General features: G+C 74.8%; 18 protein-coding genes and 2 tRNA genes. 12 read left to right on the plus strand and 8 right to left on the minus strand.

The genetic code is table 11. The features are described 5' to 3' along the window. Positions 1-35: 35 nt before the first annotated feature. From OG774_RS27525 to OG774_RS27535, 3 genes are all read right to left on the minus strand, one after another. A complete protein-coding gene (locus tag OG774_RS27525; RefSeq protein ID WP_328305508.1) occupies positions 36-1,349 on the minus strand; it encodes an ABC1 kinase family protein in 1,314 nt (437 codons plus the stop codon). A 74-nt stretch (positions 1,350-1,423) separates the two neighbouring features. After that, on the minus strand, positions 1,424-1,687 hold the full coding sequence (locus OG774_RS27530; protein WP_328305509.1) for a hypothetical protein: 264 nt from the start codon (positions 1,685-1,687) through the stop codon (positions 1,424-1,426). Positions 1,688-1,777: 90 nt separating this feature from the next. Continuing rightward, positions 1,778-2,788, minus strand: coding sequence for a hypothetical protein (locus OG774_RS27535; protein WP_328305510.1), 1,011 nt, complete (start codon positions 2,786-2,788; stop codon positions 1,778-1,780). A 70-nt stretch (positions 2,789-2,858) separates the two neighbouring features. Here OG774_RS27535 and OG774_RS27540 point away from each other — a divergent pair, with 70 nt between their 5' ends. Continuing rightward, positions 2,859-3,455, plus strand: a complete 597-nt coding sequence (locus OG774_RS27540) for a M48 metallopeptidase family protein (protein WP_328305511.1) — start codon at positions 2,859-2,861, stop codon at positions 3,453-3,455. A 3-nt stretch (positions 3,456-3,458) separates the two neighbouring features. Here OG774_RS27540 and OG774_RS27545 read toward each other — a convergent pair whose 3' ends face one another. Then, a complete protein-coding gene (locus OG774_RS27545; protein ID WP_328305512.1) occupies positions 3,459-4,937 on the minus strand; it encodes a zinc-dependent metalloprotease in 1,479 nt (492 codons plus the stop codon). 150 nt (positions 4,938-5,087) lie between these two features. Here OG774_RS27545 and OG774_RS27550 point away from each other — a divergent pair, with 150 nt between their 5' ends. The 4 genes from OG774_RS27550 to OG774_RS27565 all read left to right on the plus strand — a co-directional run bounded on the left by OG774_RS27550 (position 5,088) and on the right by OG774_RS27565 (position 9,605). After that, positions 5,088-6,131 (plus strand): YlbL family protein, encoded by a 1,044-nt coding sequence (locus OG774_RS27550; protein ID WP_328305513.1) that lies wholly within the window; start codon positions 5,088-5,090, stop codon positions 6,129-6,131. Between the two features lie 173 nt (positions 6,132-6,304). Continuing rightward, the gene (locus OG774_RS27555) at positions 6,305-9,322 is read left to right on the plus strand and encodes a UPF0182 family membrane protein (protein WP_328305514.1); all 3,018 of its coding nucleotides are present in this window, start codon (positions 6,305-6,307) and stop codon (positions 9,320-9,322) included. 73 nt (positions 9,323-9,395) lie between these two features. After that, positions 9,396-9,469, plus strand: a tRNA-Met gene (locus OG774_RS27560). A gap of 62 nt (positions 9,470-9,531) precedes the next feature. Continuing rightward, positions 9,532-9,605: transfer RNA gene (locus tag OG774_RS27565), tRNA-Met, on the plus strand. Positions 9,606-9,777: 172 nt separating this feature from the next. Here OG774_RS27565 and OG774_RS27570 read toward each other — a convergent pair. Then, complete coding sequence (locus OG774_RS27570; protein ID WP_328305515.1) at positions 9,778-10,167, minus strand: DUF952 domain-containing protein; 390 nt, start codon at positions 10,165-10,167, stop codon at positions 9,778-9,780. After that, on the minus strand, positions 10,164-10,742 hold the full coding sequence (locus OG774_RS27575; RefSeq protein ID WP_328305516.1) for a GNAT family N-acetyltransferase: 579 nt from the start codon (positions 10,740-10,742) through the stop codon (positions 10,164-10,166). The genes OG774_RS27570 and OG774_RS27575 overlap by 4 nt, the downstream gene beginning before the upstream one ends. 107 nt (positions 10,743-10,849) lie before the next feature. Between OG774_RS27575 and OG774_RS27580 the strand changes: the two genes are divergently transcribed. Together OG774_RS27580 and OG774_RS27585 are read left to right on the plus strand one after the other, a co-directional pair. Beyond that, positions 10,850-11,134 carry a YggT family protein gene (locus OG774_RS27580; RefSeq protein WP_274188273.1) on the plus strand — a complete coding sequence of 95 codons (285 nt, stop codon included), beginning with the start codon at positions 10,850-10,852 and terminating at the stop codon, positions 11,132-11,134. 97 nt (positions 11,135-11,231) lie between these two features. Continuing rightward, a complete protein-coding gene (locus OG774_RS27585) occupies positions 11,232-11,825 on the plus strand; it encodes a class I SAM-dependent methyltransferase (protein WP_328305517.1) in 594 nt (197 codons plus the stop codon). 4 nt (positions 11,826-11,829) lie between these two features. On the opposite strand, the gene OG774_RS27590 is transcribed toward OG774_RS27585, so the two are convergent. Next, a complete protein-coding gene (locus tag OG774_RS27590) occupies positions 11,830-12,780 on the minus strand; it encodes an alpha/beta fold hydrolase (protein WP_328305518.1) in 951 nt (316 codons plus the stop codon). A 119-nt stretch (positions 12,781-12,899) separates the two neighbouring features. Between OG774_RS27590 and OG774_RS27595 the strand changes: the two genes are divergently transcribed. The 3 genes from OG774_RS27595 (at position 12,900) to OG774_RS27605 (ending at position 16,562) form a co-directional block, all read left to right on the plus strand. Beyond that, a complete protein-coding gene (locus OG774_RS27595; RefSeq protein ID WP_328305519.1) occupies positions 12,900-14,111 on the plus strand; it encodes a glycoside hydrolase family 3 N-terminal domain-containing protein in 1,212 nt (403 codons plus the stop codon). Between the two features lie 124 nt (positions 14,112-14,235). Then, entirely contained in the window at positions 14,236-15,408 is a 1,173-nt protein-coding gene (locus OG774_RS27600; protein WP_328305520.1) for an acyl-CoA dehydrogenase family protein, read from the plus strand. Between the two features lie 11 nt (positions 15,409-15,419). After that, positions 15,420-16,562, plus strand: coding sequence for an acyl-CoA dehydrogenase family protein (locus OG774_RS27605; RefSeq protein ID WP_328305521.1), 1,143 nt, complete (start codon positions 15,420-15,422; stop codon positions 16,560-16,562). Between the two features lie 6 nt (positions 16,563-16,568). On the opposite strand, the gene OG774_RS27610 is transcribed toward OG774_RS27605, so the two are convergent. Then, positions 16,569-17,165, minus strand: a complete 597-nt coding sequence (locus tag OG774_RS27610; RefSeq protein ID WP_328305522.1) for a TetR/AcrR family transcriptional regulator — start codon at positions 17,163-17,165, stop codon at positions 16,569-16,571. A 124-nt stretch (positions 17,166-17,289) separates the two neighbouring features. Between OG774_RS27610 and OG774_RS27615 the strand changes: the two genes are divergently transcribed. Continuing rightward, the gene (locus OG774_RS27615; protein ID WP_328305523.1) at positions 17,290-18,024 is read left to right on the plus strand and encodes an SDR family NAD(P)-dependent oxidoreductase; all 735 of its coding nucleotides are present in this window, start codon (positions 17,290-17,292) and stop codon (positions 18,022-18,024) included. Between the two features lie 120 nt (positions 18,025-18,144). Continuing rightward, positions 18,145-20,271 (plus strand): elongation factor G, encoded by a 2,127-nt coding sequence (locus OG774_RS27620; protein ID WP_328305524.1) that lies wholly within the window; start codon positions 18,145-18,147, stop codon positions 20,269-20,271. Positions 20,272-20,320 lie beyond the last annotated feature (49 nt).

Raw genomic sequence — 20,320 nt, forward strand, 5'->3', positions numbered from 1 at the left:
CCCGGGACCCCCGGACGGTCGTGTCGTTGAACCGCTCAGGCGGCGAAGCCCGGCTGCCACTGCTCGAAGACGCCCCGCAGCGGGATCTCGGCGTCGAGCTGGCAGAGCACCGCCACCGACGCGAGCGTCACGCGGTGCACCAGCAGGTACTGCGGCGGCAGGTTGAGCCCGCGGCCGGTGGTGAACTCGGGGCGGCGCAGGTCGCCCAGGCGGTCGGCCTGCCCGCGCAGCCACGACCGCGTGAAGTGGAACTTCTCGGTACGCAGCGGGTCGGTGAGCGGGCCGAGGTACGCGATCGCCTCGTCCGAGCCCATGTCGACGCCGGGCAGCACGAAGTTCAGCTGCTTGAGCAGCTCCAGGAGCTCGTCGGAGCGGTCCTCGACCGCCAGGCGCAGCATGTGCCCCAGCTCGCGCGGCAGGCCGTCGGGCAGCTTCGCCACGGCCCCGAAATCGATGACGCACAGGCGCCCGTCGGGCAGCAGCTGGAAGTTGCCGGGGTGCGGGTCGGCGTGCAGCAGACCCACGCGCGCGGGCGACGAGAAGTGGAAGCGCGAGAGCAGCAGGCCGACGCGGTCGCGCTCCTCGGGCTCGCCGGACCGGATGATCGCCGACAGCGGCGTGCCGGTGACCCACTCGGAGACCATCGCCTTCGGCGCCGACGCCACCACCCGGGGCACGACGACGTGCTCGTCGCCCTCGTACGCGGCCGCGAACGCGCGCTGGGCGTCGGCCTCGTCGCGGTAGTCGAGCTCCTCGGCCATGCGGTCCCGCAGCTCGGTGAGCAGCGGCTTGATCTCCATCCCGGGCACCAGCGGCTGGACCAGGCGGCTGAAGCGCTGGAGCTGGCGCAGGTCGGCCATCACGGCCTCCTCGGCGCCCGGGTACTGCACCTTGACCGCGACGTCCCGGCCGTCGTGCCAGACCGCGCGGTGCACCTGCCCGATGCTCGCGGCGGCGGCCGGGGTGTCGTCGAACTCGCGGAAGCGCTCGCGCCAGCCGCGGCCGAACTGCTCCGCCATCACCCGGTGGGTGCGCGCGACCGGCATCGGCGGCGCCGCGGTCTGGAGCCGGGTGAGCGCCTCGCGGTAGGGCTCGGCCAGCTCGTCGGGGACGGCGGCCTCGAAGACGCTGAGGGCCTGGCCGAACTTCATGGCCCCGCCCTTGAGCTCGCCGAGCACCGCGAAGAGCTGCTCGGCGCCGCGGCGGGCGACGTCCGCGGTGATCTCGCCCTGGTCGCCGCCGGCCAGCCGCCGACCCCAGCCCGCCGCGGTGCGGGAGGCGAATCCGAGCGGCAGCGAGGCCAGCCGGGCCGACCGCTGGACCGACCGTCGGGGGATGTCATCGGTCACGGATCCGATTGTCCCTCGCGCGCTCCGTGACGGCGCGCCCAGGTTGGCTCGCGTCGGCGTCGCCGAGCCGTCCTCTAGAGCGTGTCGGCGACCATGGCGTCGAGCTCCAGCCACCGGCGGCGGTCGAGCAGGCGGTCGATCTCCGACCGGAACAGCGCGATCAGCGCGGGGAACCGCGGGGTCGCGTGTCCGAGCCGGTCGCACAGCCTCGCGAGGTGCGCATCGACCGACTGCAGGTCAGGGCAGCTGTAGGTCGCGCCCTCGGCGCCGAACACGGTGATCAGGGGGTCGTGGCCGCGGGTGTCGATCGCCGCGGGCCGCGTCATGGTGGGAGCCATGGCCGTCTCCTTCTCGAGGTTCACCGGGAGGTTCGCCGACCGCCTCGATCGTCTAACGCACGGTGTGATGTGCAGCCCGTGTTCCGGTCGTCACGCTGCGGCCACCGGGGTGCGGTCCGTGCCCGGACGCACGGTGAGGGCCCGGCACCCGCACTCCGGGTGATGCCGTGCCGGTCGGGGCCGGTGGGTGCCGTCCGGGTCGAGCACGAGCGCCGCGCCGCGCGCCGCGGGGACGTCGCCCTCGAGATGGGCGAGCGCCTGCGCGGCGGCGAGCGCGGCGGTCGCCGCGGCGAGGGCCACGGGCACGGCGACACGACGGCCCGCCAGCTCGGCGGCGACCCGCGGCCAGGCGGGGTCCACGTCGGTGCGCCGGAGGTCCTCGCACCGCAGGCACGGCGTCGCCCCCGGCACGACGAGCGGCCCCGCCTCGCCGACGCCGTCGAGGACGCCCACCGGGAGGTGGGCCCGGCCTGCGACCACGAGCTCCGACGCCGCCACCGGATCGGGACGGGCGCCGTCGGCGAGGACGACGAGATCGGCGTGGGCCGTGAGCCAGCGGCGCCCCGGCCCCTCGCCCGGAGGCGGGGCCCCGCCCGATGCGCGGGCCACCGCGTCCGCGGCCGCCCACCGGGCGGGGCGCCCGACGTCGCCGGGGAGCAGACCGGTGCCGACGTCATCGCGCACCACCGTGCCCGCGGCCTCGACGAGCACCCGCCCGACGCCCGCCGCGGCGAGCAGGCAGGCCGCGGACACCGCGATCCGACCCGACCCGTGCACCACCACCCGGCGCTCGGCCAGGGCATCGGGCCGCGGGGCCCCGACGAGCAGGCCCTCCGCGTGCAGGTGGGCGAGGAGCTCGCCGGCGGCGGCCGGGGCCGCGCCGGCGGCCACGGCCTCGGCCAGCACGCGCGCCCGGGAACGGGTGCCGTCGAGGGCGTCGACCATGCGCACGAGCGGCGGCGTCAGGCCGTCGACGACCAGGGCCGCGCACGGGTCGGCGCCGAACTGCAGGACGTCGGGTGCGCGGTGCAGGGCCGCGTGGCGCAGACGCGGCCGGTCGGGTAGGGCAGAGCGTGGGACGGCGGGGACGGGGGAGAGCACGGGAGCCGGGAGCACACCTGGTTCGACGCAGCGGAGGGCCGTCCGGATCCCGCCTTCTAGGCTCGACGCCATGGTCGAATCGCGTCCCGACGTCGAGGTGCGTCGCAGCGCCCGGCGTCGGCGGACGGTGGACGCCCACCGCGAGGGCTCGACCGTCGTGGTGAACATCCCCGCGTCCATGTCACGGGCGCAGGAGCGGCACTGGGTCGAGGAGATGCTCCAGCGCCTGGAGCGCGCGGACGCCCGCCGCCGCCCGGGCCGCCGGGCGGGGGACGCGGACCTCGGTGACCGCGCCGACGCCCTGGCGCGTGCCCACCTGGATCCGGTCGCCCCCGACGGTGCCTGGCCGCGGCCGGCGTCGGTGCGCTGGACGAGGCCGATGCGCACCCGCTGGGCGTCGTGCACGCCCGCCGACGCGACGATCCGCGTCAGCGAGAAGCTCCGCGAGGTGCCCGGGTGGGTGCTCGACCACGTGCTGGTGCACGAGCTCGTCCACCTGCGCGAGCCCCGGCACGGCCCGGCGTTCCGGGCGCTCGAGGCCGCGTACCCGCGCAGCGAACGCGCGATCGGCTACCTCGAGGGCCTGGCCGCCGGCGCCGGACTCCCGATCACCGAGACCGACGGTGAACCGGACGAGGTCCCCGCCCAGGCCCCAGACGAGAACTGAGTCCTAGGACGACGGACCCTCGCCCTCCCCGGGCTCGTCCTCCTTCGTCGGATCCTTCTCGGCGTCCTTCGCCTCCTGCTCGGCCTTCATCTCGGCCTCCAGGCGCGCCAGCGGGTCGTCGAGGTCGGTGAAGCTCTCCGCCGAACCCTCGGCGCCCGTCCCGCCACCGGTGACGGTCTTCGTGCCGCCCACGAAGGCGGCCGGGTCGTCGAGGTCGTCGGCGGTCGGCATGAGGTCGGGGTGCGACCAGACCGCGTCGCGGCCCTCGATGCCGCGCTCGTCGGTGAGCGCCCGCCACAGCGCGGCGGCGTCGCGGAGCCGGCGCGGACGCAGCTCCAGCCCGACGAGGGTGGCGAAGGTCTGCTCCGCGGGCCCGCCGGAGGCGCGGCGGCGACGCAGCGTCTCCCCGAGCGCGGAAGCACCGGGCAGGCGCTCGCCCACGGCGTCGGCGACCACCACGTCGACCCAGCCCTCGACGAGCGCGAGCAGGGTCTCGAGGCGGCGCAGCGCGACCTTCTGCGACTCGGTGGTCTGCGGCTCGAACATCCCCGAGCTCATGAGCTGCTGCAGGGACTCGGGGTTCATCGGGTCGACGTCGCGCGCGAGCTCCTCCATGCGCGAGGTGTCGATGGAGATGCCGTGGGCGAACTCCTCGACGGTCGCGAGCAGCCGCTGGCGCAGCCACGGCACGTGCCCGAACAGGCGCTGGTGCGCGGCCTCGCGGGCGGCGAGGAAGACGAGCACCTCGCCCGCCGGGCGGTCGATGCCCTCGGTGAAGGTGGTGATCGCGGCCGGCAGGAGCGCGGCGGTGCCCTCCGGGCCGAGGGGCAGACCGACCTCCGAGGAGGTGAGCACCTCCTTGGCGAGCTGGGCGAGCCCGGCGCCGAGCTGCGAGCCGAAGGCCATGCCGCCGACCTGGGAGATCATCCCGAGCATCGGGCCCGCCATCTGGCGGGCCTCCTCGGGCAGGCCCTCGACCCAGGCGCCCGCGACGCGCTGCGCCACGGGGTCGCACAGGCGCTGCCAGGTGGGCATCGTCGTGTCCACCCACTGCGCCGGCGACCAGACCGCGACGTGCGAGGTGCCCGACGGCAGGGTCGTCGCGTCCTCGAGCCACAGCTCGGCGAGACGCACCGACTCCTCGGCCGCACGCTGCTGCTCGCTCGTCGGCTTGGCGCTGCCCTCGGCGCCGAGCTGCTGGTGCGCCATCTGCGCGGCCAGCTTGTAGTTCACGGGGCCGTCGGCGCCCGGGCCGGACGACTGGCTCAGCATCTGCCCGAGCTGCGTGAGCATCTGCCCGAGCTGGCCCATGTCGAAGCCGCCGGGGCCACCGGGGCCGCCGGCGCCCCCCATACCGGGCAGGCCGAAGCCCATGGGGCCGCCGGGACCCCCGGGACCGGAGCCGCCGGAGCCACCGGATCCGGAGCGGCGGGACTCGTCGTCGGAGTCGGACGGCCCGAAGCCGAAGGGCAGGTCACTCATGGTGCCGACGGTACGCGGCCCGGACACCCGCGTGGGCCCTGAGCGCACGCCCACGGCGAACGCCCAGGAACTTCCCAGCCGGCGCACGGGCCGGACCCCGCCTACGGGTGCGGATCGGTCGTGTCCGAGCAATCACTACCCTGACCGTCCGTGACCCGGCTGCGCGCGACCCTGGCGCTCGGACTCGTACTGGCCGGGGTCCTGGGCCTGCTCGGCGCCACGGTGCGGGTGCCGTTCGTGGCGCTCGGCGACGGCCCGACGTTCGACGTCCTCGGCGCCGGCGCGGACGGGCGCACGGTGGTGGACGTCAGCGGCCCGGTCCCCGTCTACCCGACCACCGGCCAGCTGCGGATGACGACGGTCGCGGTGACGACGCAGGTGACGCTCTTCGGCGCGATGGCGATGTGGGCCTCGGGCGAGGAGCAGGTGCTCCCGCGCGAGTCGGTCTACCCGCCGGGGCGCTCCAGCGAGCAGGTCGACCAGGAGAACACCCGGCAGTTCGCGCAGTCGGAGACCGACGCGGAGGCCGCGGCCCTGCGCTATCTCGGCTACCCGACCGCCGTGCAGGTCGGCTCGGTGCTCGACAACTCCCCGTCCGCGGGCCGCCTCGCGCCCGGCGATCGCATCGTCGCGGTCGACGGCCGCCCGGTGACGACGCCGCAGGAGGTCGTCGACGCCCTGGCGCCGACCCGGCCGGGCCAGACGGTGACGGTGACCGTGCAGCGCGGCCCGCTCGGGGCGCCGGGCCCGCGCACCGACGTCGCCGTCGTCGCCGCGGCCCGTCCCGACGGCGACCCGCGCGGCTTCCTGGGCGTGACGCCGACGAACATCGTCGACTCGCCGGTCGACGTGCGGATCAGCCTCGGCGACATCGGCGGGCCCTCGGCCGGACTGGTCTTCGCCTCGGCGATCGTCGACAAGCTCACGCCGGGCGACCTCGTCGGGGGACGGGTCGTGGCCGGCACCGGGACGATCGACGCCACCGGCCGCGTCGGCGACATCGGCGGCATCCGCTTCAAGATGGACGCCGCCCGCCACGACGGCGCGCAGGTGTTCCTCGTTCCCGCGGGCAACTGCGCGGAGGCCGTCACGGACGTCCCCGACGGGCTGCAGCTCGCCAGGGTCGGGACGCTGAGCGAAGGGATCGCCGCGCTCGAGGCGATCCGCGCGGGGCGCGCGCCGACACCCTGCTGAGGTCCCGGCGCCCCAGGTGAGCGGGCCCACCGCCTCCGGAGCAGGGCGGGAGGGGATCCGGACATGCCGGGCCACGTCGACCCCACACGGTATTCGTAGAGTGGCGCCCTGAGATACACGCACGCCCGGCCACGATTGCGCGTCCGGCCCCCCGCTATCAGGAGAGTGACCCCGTGGCCAACCGGCCCCCGACGGCGACCCCCCAGCTGTCGCGACGGACGAAGACGCTGCTGATCGTCGGCGCGGTGGCGCTCGTCGTGCTCCTCGGCGGCGCCCGCCTGGTCGACGTGTACGTCGACTGGGCCTGGTTCGGCGAGGTCGGCTTCCGCGGCGTCTTCACGACCATCCTGTGGACCCGGGTGCTGCAGTTCGTCGTCGCCGCCGTGCTCATGGGCGGCCTGCTCGCCCTCAACCTGGTGATCGCCTACCGGGTGCGGCCGGTGTTCGTCCCCGTGGCCGGGGCGGCCGCCGAGGACCCCGTCGCCCGGTACCGCACGGTCGTGCTCGCGCGCCCCCGCTGGTTCGCGATCGGCATCCCCGCGGTCGTCGCGCTCATCGCCGGCCTCTCGGCGCAGGCCGACTGGCAGACCGTGCAGCTCTTCCTGAACTCCACGCCGTTCGGTGTCGCCGACCCGGTGTTCGGCCACGACATCTCGTTCTACGTCTTCCAGCTGCCGTTCTACCGCTGGCTGCTGAGCTGGTTGTTCGTCGCGATCGCCGTGAGCTTCGTCGCCGCGCTGGTCGCGCACTACCTCTTCGGCGGCATCCGCCTGGCCGGGCGCAACGGCGCGGTCGCCCCGCCGGCCCGCGCCCACCTCGCGGTCCTGGCGGGCACGTTCGTGCTGTTCAAGGCCGTGGCCTACTTCTTCGACCGCTACGAGCTGCTGTTCTCCGACCGCAAGGCGGCCGAGGGGGGCGCCAACTTCTTCGGCGCCACCTACACCGACCTCAACGCCGCGATGCCGGCGAAGCTGATCCTGCTGATCATCGCGGTGATCTGCGCCGCGGCCTTCTTCTCCGCGGTGGTGCTCCGCAACCTCCAGATCCCCGCGATCGCGCTGGCGCTGCTCGTGCTCTCCAGCGTCCTGGTCGGGGCGGCGTGGCCCGCGGTGCTCGAGCAGTTCTCGGTGCGCCCCAACGCCATCGACCGCGAGGCGGAGTCGATCTCGCGGAACATCGCGGCCACCCGCCAGGCGTTCGCGCTCAACAACGTCGGCGTCATCCCGTACGCCCCGCAGGTCGCGTCGGCCGCCGGGAACGCCGCCGTCCCCCCGCAGGACGTGGCCAACAGCCAGGCGACGCTGAACAACATCCGCATCCAGGACCCGTCGCGCCTGAACCGGACCTTCGCGGTCCAGCAGCAGCTGACGAACTTCTACGCCTTCGCGCCGCAGCTCGACATCGACCGGTACACGGTCGGCGGTCAGCGCCAGGACTTCGTGCTGGCCGCCCGTGAGATCAACCCGGACGCGCTCATCGGCAACCAGCAGGACTGGATCAACCGTCACCTCGTCTACACCCACGGCCAGGGGATCGTCTCGGCGCCGGCGGATCGGGTGAACGTGCCCAGCAACGCCGAGGCCAGCCAGGGTGGCCTGCCGGCGTTCGAGGTCAGCGACTCGTCCAACCCCGGGCCGTTCGGCCTGAGCCCCGACGGTGCGCGCATCTACTACGGTGAGTTCCTCGGCGGCGCCGACGACTACGCGATCGTCGGCGGCAACCCCGGCTCGGCCCCGCGTGAGTACGACGGCCCGGGCCGCGCGGCGAACGCCTACACCGGTCCCGGCGGCGTCCCGTTGGGCAACTGGGCGTCGCGCCTGATCTTCGCCGCGGCCTACGGCGAGCGGAACATCCTGTTCAACGGCTCGATCGGCTCCGACTCCCGCATCATGTACAACCGCACGCCCATCGAGCGTGTCGAGAAGGTCGCGCCGTGGCTGCGCACCGACGTCGACCCCTACCCCGCGGTGGTGGACGGGCGCCTCCAGTGGATCGTCGACGGCTACACGACCCTGCCGCGCTACCCCTACGCCCAGCAGGTCGACCTCGGACAGGCCACCAGCGACTCCCTGCGCCCGGCCACGCCCGCGGGCTCCGCCGGGTACATGCGGAACTCGGTGAAGGCCACCGTCGACGCGTACAGCGGCGAGGTGAAGCTCTACCAGATCGACGACCAGGACCCGGTCCTGCAGACGTGGATGGGCGTCTTCCCCGGCGTCGTGCGTCCGGGCTCGGAGATCACGCCGAGCCTGCGGGCGCACCTCCGGTACCCGGAGGACATCTTCAAGGTCCAGCGCGACCTGCTGACGCGCTACCACGTCGAGAACCCGCGCGACTTCTTCTCCACCCAGAACTTCTGGACGATCCCGGAGGACCCGACGCGGGAGGCCAACGCGTCGATCCCGCCGTACTACCTGCTCGCGGGTGACCCGCGGCCGGGCGCGGCGCCGGACACCCAGTTCCAGATGACCAGCACGCTGCTCGCGCTGTCGCGCCCGAACCTCTCGGCCTATCTGTCGGTGAGCTCGGAACCCGAGACCTACGGTCAGATGACGGTGCTCGAGCTGCCGGCCCAGCTCACCGGCGACCAGCGGGGCCCGCAGGGTCCGCAGCAGGTCCAGGCCGAGCTCCTGACCAGCAACTCGGTGAACCAGGGCCTGTTCCCCCTGCGCCAGTCGGGGACGCCGGTCCAGGTGCAGTACGGCAACCTGCTCACGCTGCCCGTGGCGGGCGGACTGCTCTACGTCGAACCGATCTACGTCGAGCGGAACGCGCAGACGTCGTTCCCGCAGCTGTTCGGCGTGATCGCCCGCTTCAACAACGGCGACATCGGTTATGCGCCGACGCTGCAGGGGGCGCTGCAGGCGGCGTTCCAGGGCGTTCCGCTGCCCCAGGGGCTCACGGTTCCGGGGCTCGGCGGCGTTCAGCAGTCGCCGACACCCGCCCCGGGCGCCAACACCGGCGGTGGCCCGCTGCCCTCGGGCGCAGCGGGGCAGACGCTGAGCCCGGAGCTCTCCGAAGCCGTGACGGGGATGAACGCTGCCCTCGACCAGCTCGCCCAGGCCCAGTCGGCCCGCGACTTCCAGGGGATCGGTGAGGCGGAGGCCGCCCTGGACGCCGCGATCCAGCGGTTCCGGGCCGCCACCGGAGCCACGCCGGCCGCCGCCACGCCGGCCACCGCAGGCGGCTGACGGTCACCGGCCCCACCCCACCCCCTCGGCGGGGTGGGGTGGGCGCCGGTGTACCGTTACGGACAGAACGCAGCGCGGGGTGGAGCAGCTCGGTAGCTCGCTGGGCTCATAACCCAGAGGTCACAGGTTCGAATCCTGTCCCCGCTACGACACCGGTTCCGGAGATCGTTCCGGACGCCGGGATCCCCGGCCCAGGGCCACGGGCACGACGCGGGGTGGAGCAGCTCGGTAGCTCGCTGGGCTCATAACCCAGAGGTCACAGGTTCGAATCCTGTCCCCGCTACGCGCGACGACGGCCCCCGACCACCAGGTCGGGGGCCGTTCTCGTTTCCGGGGTCGCCGGCCGCCGGGTCGCGGGTCGCCGGTCGCCGGCGGCCGTTCCGGCGAAGGGCGCCCACCGCCGCTCTAGTCGGCTGATGGTGCCCTTCGCGCGGTACCTCGCCCGGCACCCCGGCTCAGGATCCCGGCGTCGCGGCGTCGGCGACGGGCGGCGGCGGCCGGAAGCTCCCGTCCTGCTCGGCGACGAGGTCGTGCACGGCCACCACGGCGTCCATGGGCAGCGCGCCGTAGGCGTGGGGGAACCACGGCCCCCGCGCGTCCTCGGTGCCCTGCGGGCCCACTCCGGGCTCCCAGCGCACCGGCACGCCGTGGGCGGCCAGGCGGGCGGGATCGACGACGAGCACCACCACGTCGTCGCGGCCCGCGTAGAGCCGCGAGGCGGGCAGGTGCACGGTCCCCGGGTCCGAGAGGTGGACGAACCCGACCTCGTCGAGCGACGGCGGCCTGCGGGCCCCCTCCGCCCGTGCCGCGGCGAGCTCCTCGCGGGTGCACAGGTGCAGGATCACGGCGCCGTCCGGCCGCTCAGCGGCGGGCTCGGGGCGGCGTTCGCCCGTGTCGGCCGGTGGGTCTCCCACCGCCACACCGTCCCGCGCACCGCCCCGCCCGGGCCCGACTCGTCGCGCCGGCGCGACTGCACGCGCACCAGCCCGTTCGCCGTCAGGACGCTCGCGGCCGGAGCGCGCTCGGGCAGGGTGTGGGCCACGACGGTGTGCACCGACGGGTCCTCGAAGGCGCGCGCGACGAGCGTGCGGGTCATGGCCGTCGCCCACCCGCGGCCCTCGAACGGCGGGAACGTCCAGAACGCGATCTCGACGCGTCCGCCGCGGACGGGCCCGCGGAAGCCGCAGGTACCCACGACCTGGCGGTCGCGGGGGTCGACGGACAGGAACGTCCGGGGGTGCACGTCGGCCTCGATGCCGCCGTGGGGGATCGGGCCGGTGGTCTCGGCCGACGGCGCCACGTCGATCTCGGAGCGCAGCACGGCCTCCACCAGCGGTTCCACGCCGTCGGCGCACAGCTCGGCGAGCCCGGGCGCACCCGGGCCCGTGAGCCGCTCGTCGACAGGCACCAGGACGACCACGCGACCTCCTGTCCTGCGTTCCGACGGCGGTCATCGACCGTAGCCAATCGATCGGGGAACCGGCAGGCGGGTCTCCGTCTCCCCGGACGGTCAGGCACTCTGGAGGCATGGAGCTCGCCCTGCTGCTCGTCTACTACGCGCTCTTCCTGCTGTGGCTGTTCATCGTGGGGCGGCTCGTCGTCGAGATCGTGCGCAGCTTCGCCCGCGACTGGCGTCCCGCCGGGAGCACGGCGGCGGGCCTCGAGGTGCTCTTCATGGTCACCGACCCACCGGTGAAACTGCTGCGCCGCATCATCCCGCAGGTGCGCATCGGCAACGTCAGCCTCGACCTGTCGATCATGATCCTGCTGCTCGTGACGTTCATCCTGATGCGAGTGGTCGACCCGCGCTGAGCCGGAGGGACCACTGCGCGAACCCGCAGGACGGGAGAGGCGCGCGCCACGTCTCCCGAGTGGGCGACCAGCGCGGGGAGCTGACACTGTGGTCCCCGTGAGTCCTGTCCGAGACCTCGTCACCTTCGTCTCCTCGGCCGTGCGCTCCCCGGCCGTCATCGGTGCCGTGGCGCCCAGCGGGCGGGCGCTCTCCGACCTGCTCGCCTCCGTGGCCCCCGCCGAGGGGCAGCCCGTGGTCGTCGAGCTCGGCCCCGGCACGGGTGTGGTCAGCGCCGCGCTGCGGCGGCGCCTGCCCGAGGGCGCGCGTCACATCGCCGTGGAGATCGACCCCGGCATGGTGGAGCACCTGCGGCGCACCCGGCCGTGGCTCGAGGTCGTCGAGGGCGACGCGGCCGATCTGCAGAAGCTGCTCGCCGACATCGGGGTCGACCAGGTCGACGCCGCGATCAGCGGCCTGCCCTGGACGCTGTTCCCGGAGTCGGCGCAGCGCGGCATCATCGACCAGGTCACGAAGGTGCTCGCCCCCGGCGCGCCGTTCACGACCTTCGCCTACAGCCACGTCACGCGGCTGCCCACCCAGCGCCGGTTCCGCGGCGTGCTGGAGAGCGAGTTCGGCGAGGTGCGGGTGACCCCGACGGTGTGGCGCAACCTGCCCCCGGCGCTGGCCTACCAGTGCCGGAACCCCCGCTAGGGGCTCATGCCCCGCGCGACGCCACCCGCGGGCCGAGGCTCGCGACGTCGATCTCGGCGGGCGCGTTGGCGTTGCAGAACTCGGTGAGCAGGGCCGCGAACCGCTCCGGCTCGTCGCAGTGCGGGAAGTGGCCGGCGCCCTCGAAGATCTCCAGCCGCCCGTGCGGGATGAGCTCGCCCGCCCGGCGCGCGTGCCCGACCGGGATGACGGGGTCGCGGTCGCCCCACACGACGAGGGTGGGCAGGCCCTCGGTGAGGTAGAGCCGGTCGGTGCCGCTGACCCGCTGCCCGCCGGGGCCGATGACCGACCGGACGGTGTCGACGAACGCGTCGAGGTGGGCGCGCTCGGTCAGGGAGGCGGCGTGCCGGGCCGCCTCGCGCAGCCCCACCGCCCCGGGGCCCATGGTCGGCAGCGAGGCGGCCAGGCGCAGCCCGCGGGCGCCGAGCCCGAGCAGCCCGGTGGAGGCCAGCACGGGCAGTACCCACTCCGCGCCGGGGAGGGCCGCGAGGCGCAGGAACGGGCTCACGCCGCGCCCCAGGCCCCCGGAGGAGACGAGCACGAGCCGCGAGCACATCTCCGGGAACTGGTAGGCGAACTGCATCGCCACCCCGCCGCCGAGCGAGTGCCCGACGACGGTGACCCGGCGGTGCCCGAGCACCGCGAGCAGGTCGCGCAGCCCGTTGGCGTAGGCGCCGAGCGAGAAGTCGCCGCCCACGCCCGCGGACTCGCCGTGCCCGAGCAGCTCCGGGGCCAGCAGGAGCCGGTCGCAGCCGGTGCGCTCGAACGCCTGCAGCACCGGCGTCCAGGTCTCGGCGCTGCCGGCGATGCCGTGCACGAGGACGACGACCTCGGGGTCGGCCGTGCGACCCTCGGCGCCCGGTACCGCGTCGGGGCACGCCTCGACGTACGACATCCGTTGCCCGTGCAGGGTGCGCGTGCGGCGCGTGGCGGTCATCGGGCGCCATCCTGTCGCCCCGGGCCCGTGCGTGCTCATCCGTGTCCCGGGCGCGGAGACGGCGGCCCACCGCCGGAGGGCGCCGAGCGCGTCCACGTCCGTAGGGCACACTTCCCGCGATGCCCGGTGCCCGTCGCGTCCCCGTCCGCGTGCTCGTCGCCGTGACCGCGGTGCTGGTGCTCGGCCCCACCGCCTGCGCCGGGGAGCCCGCGGGGCCGCCCCCGGCACCCGTGAGCGAGGCGCCGAGCCCCCGCGCCGCCACGGCCCCGTCGGCTCAGGCCCCGGCCGATCCGGCCGCCGCCTGCGTGGACAGTGTCGTCGGGAACATGGACACCCGCGAGCGCGCCGCCCAGCTGGTGATGGTCGGCGTGCCCGCCGACGGGCTCACCGCAGCCGGGCGCGAGGCGCTCGGCGAGGGGGCCGGCGGCGTGATCCTCACCGACGCCGCCGGGGGCGAGGCCTCCCGCGCGCAGGTCACGGCCACCACGCGCGAGGTGCAGGACACCGCCCGCGTCCCCGTGACGGTCGCCGTCGACCAGGAGGGCGGCAAGGTCCAGGACCTCAAGGGCGACGGCTTCACGCGCATCCCCGCGGCCGTGACGCAGGGCCGTGACCCGGCCGGCCTGCGCGCCGACGCCCGGGGGTGGGGAGAGGAGATGTCCGGCGCCGGGGTGACGCTCGACCTCGCTCCGGTGGCCGACGTCGTCGACCCGGACCTGGGCGAGGCCAACGAGCCGGTCGGCGCCCTCGACCGCGGCTTCGGCACCGACCCCGCGCGGGTCTCCGACGCCGTGACCGCCTTCGTCGAGGGCCTGGACCAGGGCGGGGTGCACGCGACGCTCAAGCACTTCCCGGGCCTCGGGCGGGTGCGCGAGAACACCGACTTCGCCGGCGCCGCGGACACCCGCACCGGCGTCGACGACCCCGGGCTCGCGTCGTTCCGCGCCGGGATCGCGGCCGGCGCGCCCGTGGTGATGATGTCGTCGGCGGTCTACGAGCGGATCGACCCCGACAACCGCGCCCTGTTCAGCCGCGCGGTGATCACCGACCTGCTGCGCGGGCGCCTGGGCTTCGACGGTGTGGTGTCGACCGACGACGTCGGCGCGGCCGCCGCGGTGACCGATGTGCCGGTCGGCCAGCGGGCGACCCGTTTCGTGGCCGCGGGCGGCGACCAGGTGCTGACGATCGAGGCGTCCGACCTGGGTCCCATGGTCGAGGCGCTCACGGCGGAGGCCGACGACGACCCGGCGTTCGCCCGCCGCCTCGAGGAGAGCGCGCGCCGCGTCCTGACGCTGAAGTCGGACCGCGGGATCCTCCGCTGCGCCCCGTGACGCCGTCACCGCTGGTATCGCTCGCCCAGCGAGCGATACCAGCCAGTAATCGCCGGGCCCGGAGTCCTACTGGCGGGTAGTCCGATCCTGCGGAGGGTCGGGGGGTTCTGCCAGAGTGACGCCCGTGGACCTGAGCTACACGGCCGAGGAGGAGCAGTTCCGCGAGGAGCTGCGGACCTGGCTCGCGGCCAACATCCCCGACGAGTGGACGCAGCCGGGCTTCTGGCGCGCCCTCGACGACGACGAGTCGTTCCGGCTGCGGCGGGACTGGGAGGCCTCCAAGACCGCCGCGGGCTTCTCGGGCATCGAGTGGCCGACGGAGTACGGCGGCCGCGGTGGCACGCCGGGCATGAAGGCCATCTACGACGAGGAGATGGTCCGCGCCCGCGCGCCCCAGACCGTCAACGTGCTGGGGCTCACCTTCCTCGCCCCGACGATCATGGCGATCGGCACGCCGGAGCAGAAGGCCGAGATCATCGGGCCGATGCTGCGCAACGAGGTGATCTGGTGCCAGGGCTTCTCCGAGCCCGGTGCGGGATCCGACCTCGCGGCGGTGGCGACGCGCGGCGTGCGCGACGGTGACGACTACGTCGTCAACGGCCAGAAGATCTGGACCACGAACGCGATGCACGGCGACAAGATCTTCACGATCGTGCGCACCGAGCCGGGCTCGGAGCGCCACAAGGGCCTGTCGATGATGCTCATCGACATGGACCAGCCGGGCGTCGAGGCCCGTCCGCTCAAGCAGATGAGCGGGGCCAGCGAGTTCGGCGAGGTCTTCTTCACCGACGCGCGGGTGCCCGCGAAGGACTGCCTCGGCGAGATCGGGGCGGGCTGGCGCACCGCGATGCTGCTGCTCTCCTTCGAGCGCGGCGCGTCCGGCGTCGGCCAGTACACCGAGTTCCGCCGCCAGTACGACGAGATCGTCGCCGAGGCCCGGCGCTTCGGGCGCTCGGACGACCCGGTGGCCCGCCAGAAGCTGGCGAACTGCCTGGTGGAGCTGGAGTGCCTGCGCTACCACGCGATGCACATCCTCACGCAGGTCGAGCAGGGCCGTGACCTGGGCTCCGAGTCGTCGATGACCAAGCTCCAGTGGTCGGAGACCTTCCAGGACCTCTGGGAGGCGTTCGACGACGTCCTCGGCCCGGAGGCGAGCCTCGCCCGGCCGCGCCCCGACGTCGACCTCACGCCGTTCCAGCACCAGGCGATGTGGTCGCGGTCGGTCACCATCTGGGGCGGCTCGTCCCAGGTCCAGCGCAACATCGTCGCCGAGCGCGTGCTCGGCCTCCCCCGCTGAGGAGCTCGCAGGTGTTCTTCGCGCTCACCGACGACCAGCAGGCGTTCGCGACCACGGTCCGCGAGTTCCTGGCCGACCGGTTCGATCTCGACGCCGTCCGCGGCGTCGTCGAGGACCCGCACGGCGACGGGCACCCCGTCAGCCTGTGGAAGGGCCTCGCCGACCAGGGCGCGCTCGCCGTCCTCGTCCCCGAGGAGCACGACGGCCTCGGGCTCGGCCTGCTCGACGCGCAGGTCGTGGCCCGCGAGCTCGGCCGCGGCGTCGCGCCCGGCCCGTGGACGGCCACCGTGCTCGCCGCCGAGGCCCTGCGCCTCGCCGGCTCGCCCGAGCAGCAGGCCGCCTGGCTGCCGGGCCTCGCCGCCGGCGAGACCATCGGCACCGTCGCCCTGCGCGGCGAGGCGGGGTCGTGGGACGGCCGGGGCATCACCGTCGACGCGGCCGGCCAGGATGGGGGTGTCAGTCGGCTCTCGGGCACGGCGTCGCCGGTCGACTACCCGTCGGTCGCCGGGCTGATCGTCGTCGCGGCCACCGACCCGTCCGGGTCGCCGGGCCTGTTCCTCGTGGAGAGCGGGGCCTCCGGGCTCGCGATCCGCGACCAGGAGACCTACGACGGCACCGCCCGCGTGGGCGCGGTCGAGCTCGCCGACACCCCGGCCGAGGCCCTGACCGGCGGCTCGCTCCCGGGCGCCGACGCCGTGGCCGCCCTCATGGCCCGCGGCGCGGTGCTCACGGCGGCGGACCTCGTCGGCGTCGCCCGCGAGGCGCTCACCCGCACCGTCGACTACGACCGCGAGCGCAAGCAGTTCGGCGTCCCCGTCGGGTCGTTCCAGGCGATCAAGCACACGATGGCCGACCTGCACGTCGCCGTGACGATGGCCGAGCACGCCGTGCTCTTCGCGGCCCACGCCGTCGACGACCAGGATCTGGGGAGCACCGAGGACCCCGGCGTCGACGTCGCGGTCGCCGTCGCGAAGGCGAAGGCCGCCGACGCCGCGTGGGCCGCCACCGGCGCGATGATCCAGTTCTTCGGCGGCATCGGCTTCACCTGGGAGCACGAGGCGCACTTCTTCTACAAGCGCGCCCGCCGCCGCGCCCCGCTGTTCGGCTCCGCCGACGAGCACCGCGCGCGACTGGCCGCCCTCACGATGGACTGAGCGGCGCTACGGCGCCGGCGCGGGCAGCAGCCGCGCCAGGGCCGACCGCGCCACCTCGGTGAGCACCGCGACCTCCATCCCGGTCCGCCCCAGCGCCACCACCCCGAGCTGGGCGGCGAGGACCGCGCGGGCGACCTCGTCGGCGTCGGCGTCGGGATCGACGTCGCCCTCCCGCTGAGCGCGCTCGAGCGCCTCGGTGAGGATGGCGGTGATCGCGTCGTAGCTGCGGCGGGCCTCGGTGGCGACGTCCGGGGAGCTGGTGGCGAGCTCGGCGGTGCTGTTGGCCAGCAGGCAGCCGCGTCGCGCGGCGGCCCCGGTCGGGTCGTCGGCCATGCCGAGCACGAACTCGCGCACCATGTCGACCCCCCGTACGGCCGACCCCAGGCGCTCGCGCAGCCCGCGCAGGTTCGCGTCGTCGTACTCGCGCAGCACCCGCAGGAACAGGCGGCGCTTGTCGCCGAAGGCGCCGTAGAGGCTGCCCTTGCCCAGCCCGCTCACGCGCAGCAGGTCGTCCATCGAGGTCGCCGCGTAGCCCTGGTCCCAGAACGCGTCGCGGACGGCGAGGACGACGCGGTCCTCGTCGAACTCCCGGGGGCGTGGCACCCCTCGACGGTACGAGTTCTGGACCCGACAGGCCAGAACCGATCCTCCGAGATGTTGACCGCGCGGTCCAGATCGGGGAGGGTGTTCTGGACGGTACGGTCAACAATTCGAGGAGGTGGGCGGCATGGCCGTTCTCACGGGCAAGGTCGCCGTGGTCACCGGGGGCAGCAGCGGGATCGGGCTCGCGATCGCGCGGGCCTTCCGCGAGGAGGGCGCGACGGTGGTCATCACCGGTCGACGCCGGGAAGCGCTCGACAAGGCCGTCGCCGAGCTCGGGGAGGACGTGACCGCGGTGGTCTGCGACTCCGCCGTGCCCGCCGACCTCGACGCGCTCTACACGACCGTCCGCGAGCAGGCCGGACACGTCGACGTCGTGGTCGCCAACGCCGGGATCGGCATCGACGCGGCGTTCGGCGAGGTGACCGAGGAGCAGATCGACGCCCAGTTCGCCACCAACGTCAAGGGCACGATCCTCACCGTCCAGGGAGCGCTACCGCTGCTGCGGCCCGAGGCGTCGATCATCGTGACCGGCTCGACGGCCGCGACCCGGCCGCAGCCCGGCCTCGAGGTCTACGGGGCGACCAAGGCCGCGGTGCACAACCTGGTCCGCGGCTGGGCCCACAGCTCGCGTCGGTACGGCTTCCGCGTCAACGTGCTCGCGCCCGGGATGGTGCCGACGCCGGGCCTGCTCGACCTCGTCCCCGCCGAGGTCCGGTCGCAGGCCGAGGACGTCATCCCCCTGGGTCGGCACGGCACCCCCGAGGAGATCGCGGCCGCGGCCGTGTTCCTGGCCTCGGACGCGTCGAGCTACGTCAACGGCTCCACCCTCGCCGTCGACGGCGGTGTCGCGCAGGTCTGAGCCCGCGGACCGTTCCGGTCTCGACCCGGCCCGAACCCTTGTCGTGATCTCGGTCACTCCGGTGGACTGACGGTGTCGGCGCGGTGGTGCGCCGAGGTCGACGGAGTCGGGGTGGTCGTCATGGGCGGATCGAAGGCCGACAGCGCCCGGAGAGGTCGGGGCGGGCGTGCGGGAGAGCTCGCGCCGGACGATCCGGCCGCCGTGCGCTCGGTCGCGATCGTCGGGCCGATGGCCGCGGGCAAGACGACGCTGGTCGAAGAGCTGCTGGCCGCGGCCGGCGCGATCCCGCGGGCCGGCTCGGTGGCCGCGGGCACGACCGTCACCGACCACGACCCCGACGCCCGGCGTCAGCAGCGGTCGGTGGCCCCGGCCGTCGCGTCGCTCGTGCACCGTGACATCAAGATCAATCTGATCGACACCCCGGGCTGCCCCGACTTCCTCGCCGAGGTCCGCGCGGGCCTGCGCGCCGCGGACGCGGTGCTGTTCGTCGTCGGGACCGCGGACGCCGCGGACGGCGTCGCCGCCCCGACGTCCGCCCTGCTCGCCGAGTGCCGCCGCGCCGGGCTGCCCGCCGTGCTCGTGCTCAGCCGCCTCGACCACGCCCGCGCCGACGAGGACGCCGCTCTCGCCACGTGCCGGGAGGTCGCCGCCGGGTCGGGCGAGGTGCTCGTCCCCGTGACGCGCTCCGAGCGCGCGCCCGACGGCACGGTCACCGTCCACCCGTTGCTGGCCGGCGACGACCCGACCGCCGAGGAGCCCGACGACCTGCGCCGCGAGCTCGTCGAGACCCTCATCGAGCAGAGCGAGGACGAGGCGCTGCTCGAGAGCTGGATCGGCGGTGAGCCGGTCGCCCTCGACGCCCTGCGCGCCGACCTGGCCACGGCCGTCGCGCGCCGCTCCCTCGTGCCCGTGGCCGGCGTGTGCGCCCCGACCGGCGCGGGGCTCGACGCCCTGCTCGACCTCGTCGTCGACGCCGTGCCGCCCCCGACCGCCCACCCGCCGCTGCCCGCGCACGCCCCCGACGGCGCCGGCCACGACCCCGTCGACCCCGACCCCGACGGCCCGCTCGTCGCCGAGGTCGTGCACACCGGCACCGACGCGCAGGGCAGCCGCGTCTCGCTCGTGCGCGTGTTCTCCGGCCGGCTGCGCCCCGACACCGCCCTGACCGTGTGCGCGGACCCGCTGCGCATCCCCGCCCCGCGCGAGGGTGAGGACCCCACCGGCGCCGAGGCGCGGTCGGGCGGCGAGACCGTGCGCGTCAACCGGGTCTACGCCCCGCTGGGGGCGACGCTGCGCGAGGTGCCCTGGTGTGTCGCCGGCGACCTCTGCGCGCTGACGAGGCTCGGCCCCGTGGGCACCGGCGACACCCTGTGCGCCGCCGAGGACCCCGTCGGCCTCGACGGCTGGGAGCTGCCCGAGGCGCTGCTGCCGGTCGCGGTGACCGCGGCCGACCGGTCGGCGCAGGACGCGATGGCCCGCGGGCTCTCCCGCCTGGCCGCCACGGAGACCACGCTGCGCGTCGAGCGCAACGAGGACACCCACCAGATCGTGCTGTGGTGCACGGGCGAGGCCCACGCCGACGTCGTGCTCGCCCGGCTGCGGGCGTCGGGGGCGAACGTCGAGGTCACCGACGTCGCGGTGCCCGAGCGCGAGACCGTCGCCGGCCCCGCCACCGGTCTCGGGCGGCACGTCAAGCAGTCGGGCGGGCACGGCCAGTTCGCCGTCTGCCGCATCGAGATCGAGCCGCTGCCGCGCGGGTCGGGCGTGGAGTTCGTCGACCGGATCGTCGGGGGAGCGATCCCGCGGGCCTACATCCCTGGCGTCGAGAAGGGGGTCCGCGCCCAGCTCGACGCCGGGGTCACACCGGGCCGGCCCGTCGTCGACCTGCGGGTGACCCTGGTCGACGGCAAGGCCCACAGCGTCGACTCGTCGGACCAGGCGTTCCAGACGGCGGGCGCGCTCGCGATCCGGGAGGCGGTGGCGGCGGCGGGCACGGTGGTCATGGAGCGGCTCTACGAGGTCGAGGTCACCGTGGACGACGCCCAGCTCGGCGCGGTCCTCGGCGACCTCGCCTCGCGGCACGGGCGCGTCGTCGGCACCGAGCCGGGCGAGCCGGGGTGCACCCACGTGCGCGCCGAGGTCCCCGAGCAGGCCCTCCTGCGCTACGCGGTGGACCTGCGCGCCCTGACCTCGGGGACGGCGTCCTTCACCCGGCGCTTCAGCCGCTACGAGCCGGTCGGGGGGTAGCGACCGAGGGCTTTCCGAACGTCCGTTCGGCTGACTACCCTCCCGGCGC

Origin of the sequence: Actinomycetospora sp. NBC_00405, assembly GCF_036044095.1 — a bacterium.
GTDB lineage: Bacteria > Actinomycetota > Actinomycetes > Mycobacteriales > Pseudonocardiaceae > Actinomycetospora > Actinomycetospora callitridis.

Coding starts and splice junctions, on each gene's coding strand:
- OG774_RS27530 (WP_328305509.1), bottom strand. CDS start 1,687: ATGGCTCCCACCATGACGCGGCCCGCGGCGATCGACACCCGCGGCCAC.
- OG774_RS27540 (WP_328305511.1), top strand. CDS start 2,859: ATGGTCGAATCGCGTCCCGACGTCGAGGTGCGTCGCAGCGCCCGGCGT.
- OG774_RS27545 (WP_328305512.1), bottom strand. CDS start 4,937: ATGAGTGACCTGCCCTTCGGCTTCGGGCCGTCCGACTCCGACGACGAG.
- OG774_RS27580 (WP_274188273.1), top strand. CDS start 10,850: ATGGAGCTCGCCCTGCTGCTCGTCTACTACGCGCTCTTCCTGCTGTGG.
- OG774_RS27590 (WP_328305518.1), bottom strand. CDS start 12,780: ATGACCGCCACGCGCCGCACGCGCACCCTGCACGGGCAACGGATGTCG.
- OG774_RS27595 (WP_328305519.1), top strand. CDS start 12,900: ATGCCCGGTGCCCGTCGCGTCCCCGTCCGCGTGCTCGTCGCCGTGACC.
- OG774_RS27615 (WP_328305523.1), top strand. CDS start 17,290: ATGGCCGTTCTCACGGGCAAGGTCGCCGTGGTCACCGGGGGCAGCAGC.
- OG774_RS27620 (WP_328305524.1), top strand. CDS start 18,145: ATGGGCGGATCGAAGGCCGACAGCGCCCGGAGAGGTCGGGGCGGGCGT.